Source organism: Bacillus sp. AP50 (genome assembly GCF_040492675.1).
GTDB lineage: Bacteria > Bacillota > Bacilli > Bacillales > Bacillaceae_G > Bacillus_A > Bacillus_A cereus.
In genome coordinates this window covers 1-3,774 of the sequence record NZ_JBEUTW010000369.1, presented here as the reverse complement: position 1 = coordinate 3,774, position 3,774 = coordinate 1, and the positions used below count along the sequence as shown (strand labels likewise).

The window sequence follows — 3,774 nt, the reverse complement described above, 5'->3', positions numbered from 1 at the left end:
CTTATAAGGTATATAATGTATAAATTAATCGTTTAGGGGATGAAAAAGGGAGAGGTTCAAATGAAATGGTATTTATATACTCTCAAAAACTATGCGAAATTTAGTGGGAGAGCTACGAGAAAAGAGTACTGGATTTTTACTTTATTTAATAAGGTTACGTTTTGGTCATTAATATATTTGGCCTCTTATTCTTCGTCTGCCTTTTACTTAAGGGCCAATATTACCGTGCTATATATAACAATTTTTATCGTTCCTACTCTGGCAGTGGAAGCTCGTCGATTACATGATAGTGGAAAAACAGGATGGTGGCAGCTATTAAATTTGGTGCCATTTGGAGGAGCGGTTCTACTTGTGTTTTGTATCATTGAAAGTGATGAAGGTGAGAATAAGTATGGACCAAATCCACATTCAAATCTTAAACAAGCAATTTAATGTGTTTATAGAAAACTCTAATATAAAAGGTATGAACTAAAAGTTAGTTCATACCTTTTTTGTTGTATTATTCATAGAAGCCTCGTTCAGTAGTGAGCGCTTAAACTCAATATTTTGAGGTTTAACTGATCACTGCTTATGGGGAATATAAACATAATCGCTCTTGTAAATCTTTTAATATTTCTTCAGGCATTTCCCTAATTGTAATATCCTTCCCTAGAAAAAGCAGCCAATTTATTATTTCCGTCACTTCATCGGGATTGTTAACATTGATAAAAGTTTTTAAAATGGCTGTGGATTGGTAAGGATTAGTATAAGATATTGAAATTTTTAAAGGATGGTATTTTTTGAACTGGGCAATTGCTGTCGGACCAAGTTCAAGTACAAGGTTAATTGCTTCAGCCATCTTACTTAGTTTTTCTAAAATCTTTTTCTTATTGAGCCTTTTATTCGTCGTGTATGGTTCGATATTGATGAGATCATCGACAGGAAACATTAACTTCTTTTCTTCTTTTAAGTCAAATCCTTCAATAATCCAATGGCTTTTTTCTTGATAAAGGTGTAATAGATAAATTGGATAAGACTTAATTTCTTCATCTTTTTTAATGGTAATCAATAAATGGTTATCCAAAAGAAGGATTTGAATGAGTTTTTCTAACATAGGATGGGGGAGATCAGAAAGCTCAAGTAGATCGGGATTATGAGGATTAGTCCCTTGGAACAGCAAGAGTTGATTTAAAAGAACAAGGTCATCCTGCTGGGTTTCTGAGATGAGTCCTAGTAGTTTTTCGGCTAAAGATTGACGACTCTTTAGGTAGGGAAGTTGTTGATTCCTCGTAGCCATAAAGGCAATAAAAAGAGCTTTCACTTCATTATCAGTAAAGCGAACAACGGGTAGGATAGAATTATGCATAACAAAATATCCACCCGTTCTCCCAACTTCAGCGACAAGTGGCATTCCCATAGCTTCAATTTCTCTAATGTCTCTAATAGCTGTCGATCGTGATATGTTAAATTCTCGTATGATTTCAGAAATTGTAAAGTGAGAGCGGTTGTTAATATATCGCATAATTGTATTGATCCGTTCAACTTTTTTCATTTTGGTCTCCTAAACAGTATCATTTTTTGACATGGTTTAAAGATATTATAAACGTATCAGATGAAAAGATAAATCGTTTGATTAATAAAAAAAGAGGCAGGTTTTGTATATGAAAAATTATACTATAGAAGAAAAAGATAGCTTTATTGTGTTAGGTATTGGAACTGAAATTAAGAGTGAGTACACAGACTTTGCTGGAATAAATAAAGAAAAGGAAGACTTTTGGTCGGCTGTTAAAGAAGATGGAAGGCTGGACACTTTAAAAGCTTTAGCGACAAATGAATACATTTTTTCTGTGAGCGAAGCGGTGAATAACAAAATGATGTATTATGCGGGTGTCATGACAGAAGCACAAATAGAAGAAGAATCTAGAGTGATTCAGTTTCCGAGGGGAGAATACTTAGTAGTAAAAGGGGAAGACAAAACAGCTGAAGAGTTAAGTAATAAGTTGACTGGCATCGCCTTCGGTCAAGCTTTACCAGATGCAAATGAGTTTGCTTATGTTGGTGGACCAAATACGACGGTTGAGATGGGGAAAAGAAACGGCTTAGTGTTTGGTGAAATGTGGATTCCAGTTGTAAGGAAGTAAAGTGATAAAAGATACGAATATGGGAAGTAGAGGCTAACAATCTTGGATTGTTGGCCTTTTTAACATGAATATAATATTCATGTGCTGCTACACAGTATGTTCTGATAAAATGGAATGAAAGGGAATTACTGTAAGGTGGTGGTGGGGTAAATAAAAAAAGGCTATTTGAGCTATTCATAGTAACGTTTGTTTTTCTATTCCTTCATGTAAGTACATTTACAAATGAGAAGTTTAACGATAAATTGGGTGCTTTTACTTACATTGTTTTATTTCTTATGCTTACTATCAACGCTATATTTATAGAAAGGTATTTTGGTGATATACAAAAGTGGATTCGAAATATTACATGTTGCTTTGCTTTATTCGTAGTGGTTTTAGTAGCTCTATGGATAGGTTATTTTTAGTCCTTACTTAAGAGAATGAGAAATATGTGATTACACTATATTCGATCCAATAATATTACTTAGCTGCATCGGTTTATATTAATTTTTTCTCTCCCCAATCATGATAAAATGTATAATAGGAAATTTTATGTAACATAAAGGGGGAAGGTTTATGGTCAGCTTGAGTACCTTGATAGCTTTTGCAATTGTTTCGCTTAGCATGGTTTGTTCACCTGGGCCTAATATAATTTATCTCATTTCCCGTTCCATTACGCAGGGACGTATGGCGGGATTTATTTCTTTATTGAGCATCATGCTCGGATTTGTAATCTATATAATCGCAACTATGTTTGGACTTACAGTTCTATTCCTTGCGGTTCCCGCTGTATATGAAGCAGTAAAGTGGGCAGGTGCTGCTTACTTACTCTGGCTAGCTTGGAATTCGATTAAACCGGGTGCTATATCTATTATGGAACCTCGTACGATTTCTAATGAACCACCACGGAAATTATTTTTAATGGGACTCATGACTAATCTTCTGAATCCAAAGATTGCTATTTTGTATGTATCACTTTTACCTCAATTTGAAGATCCAGAGAAGGGATCGTTGCTTTTTGAAGGTGCAGTTTTGGGCCTTACGCAAATCACTGTTAGCTTTATAGTTAACCTTCTAATTGTATGTACAGCAAGTAAAATTGCGAAATGGTTTGGCACACGTCCAACGTGGCTGCGAGTGCAGCGTTGGCTTATGGCGAGCGTATTGACAGGTCTTGCAGTACGTTTAGCTTTTGAACGTCGACAGTAAGAGTATATAAAAAAATTAAAAATGCTTTTTAATGAAGAAATTAAATTTTATAGTGATGGTACAACAAGTACAGAAGCGAATCCTACCCACGTATATGGAGAAAAAGGAACATATAATGTGGAACTAACAGTGGAAGATAGTAGAGGAAAAGAAAGTAAAGAACAAACAAAAGTTACTGTAAAACAAGAACTGCAAACAGGTGGATCCCTCGAAGAGGAGAAGGACTTCCAATACGCTTGTAAAAGGGAATCTGATTACTCCTGATCAGACAGATGTTTAAACGTTTGATGTTATAGTTCTGAAAGAAGTAGTTATTTCTGTGATAAATGAACAAAATATTGGGATGACATGGGTACTTTATCATGAATTAGACATGTAAAATTACGTAGCTTGTGGTAAAGATGAAGGAAATACTATAAAGGGAAAACTCGTAGCGAAACAAGGAAAATATTATTTGAATGTGTAT

General features: G+C 34.7%; 5 protein-coding genes and 1 pseudogene. 5 read left to right on the top strand and 1 reads right to left on the bottom strand.

Annotation, left to right across the window (positions count from 1 at the left end; translation table 11 throughout):
- Positions 1–60: 60 nt before the first annotated feature.
- Positions 61–432 (top strand): DUF805 domain-containing protein, encoded by a 372-nt coding sequence (locus ABWK52_RS22635; protein ID WP_000872435.1) that lies wholly within the window; start codon positions 61–63, stop codon positions 430–432.
- Between the two features lie 136 nt (positions 433–568).
- On the opposite strand, the gene ABWK52_RS22630 is transcribed toward ABWK52_RS22635, so the two are convergent.
- Positions 569–1,531: a helix-turn-helix transcriptional regulator gene (locus tag ABWK52_RS22630; protein WP_000755060.1), complete on the bottom strand. Its 963-nt coding sequence runs from the start codon at positions 1,529–1,531 to the stop codon at positions 569–571.
- A gap of 109 nt (positions 1,532–1,640) precedes the next feature.
- On the opposite strand from ABWK52_RS22630, the gene ABWK52_RS22625 reads away from it, so the two are divergent.
- The 4 genes and pseudogenes from ABWK52_RS22625 to ABWK52_RS22610 form a co-directional block, all read left to right on the top strand.
- On the top strand, positions 1,641–2,120 hold the full coding sequence (locus tag ABWK52_RS22625) for a GyrI-like domain-containing protein (protein WP_000801038.1): 480 nt from the start codon (positions 1,641–1,643) through the stop codon (positions 2,118–2,120).
- A gap of 176 nt (positions 2,121–2,296) precedes the next feature.
- The gene (locus ABWK52_RS22620) at positions 2,297–2,524 is read left to right on the top strand and encodes a DUF3963 domain-containing protein (protein ID WP_098541125.1); all 228 of its coding nucleotides are present in this window, start codon (positions 2,297–2,299) and stop codon (positions 2,522–2,524) included.
- A gap of 151 nt (positions 2,525–2,675) precedes the next feature.
- Positions 2,676–3,308, top strand: coding sequence for a LysE family translocator (locus ABWK52_RS22615; protein ID WP_141537337.1), 633 nt, complete (start codon positions 2,676–2,678; stop codon positions 3,306–3,308).
- Positions 3,309–3,332: 24 nt separating this feature from the next.
- A pseudogene (locus tag ABWK52_RS22610) lies at positions 3,333–3,774 on the top strand (PKD domain-containing protein); the annotation flags it as partial.

Excerpts from the sequence above, each read along its gene's own strand:
- ABWK52_RS22635 (WP_000872435.1), top strand. The coding sequence starts at position 61 with ATGAAATGGTATTTATATACTCTCAAAAACTATGCGAAATTTAGTGGG.
- ABWK52_RS22630 (WP_000755060.1), bottom strand. The coding sequence starts at position 1,531 with ATGAAAAAAGTTGAACGGATCAATACAATTATGCGATATATTAACAAC.
- ABWK52_RS22615 (WP_141537337.1), top strand. The coding sequence starts at position 2,676 with ATGGTCAGCTTGAGTACCTTGATAGCTTTTGCAATTGTTTCGCTTAGC.
- ABWK52_RS22625 (WP_000801038.1), top strand. The coding sequence starts at position 1,641 with ATGAAAAATTATACTATAGAAGAAAAAGATAGCTTTATTGTGTTAGGT.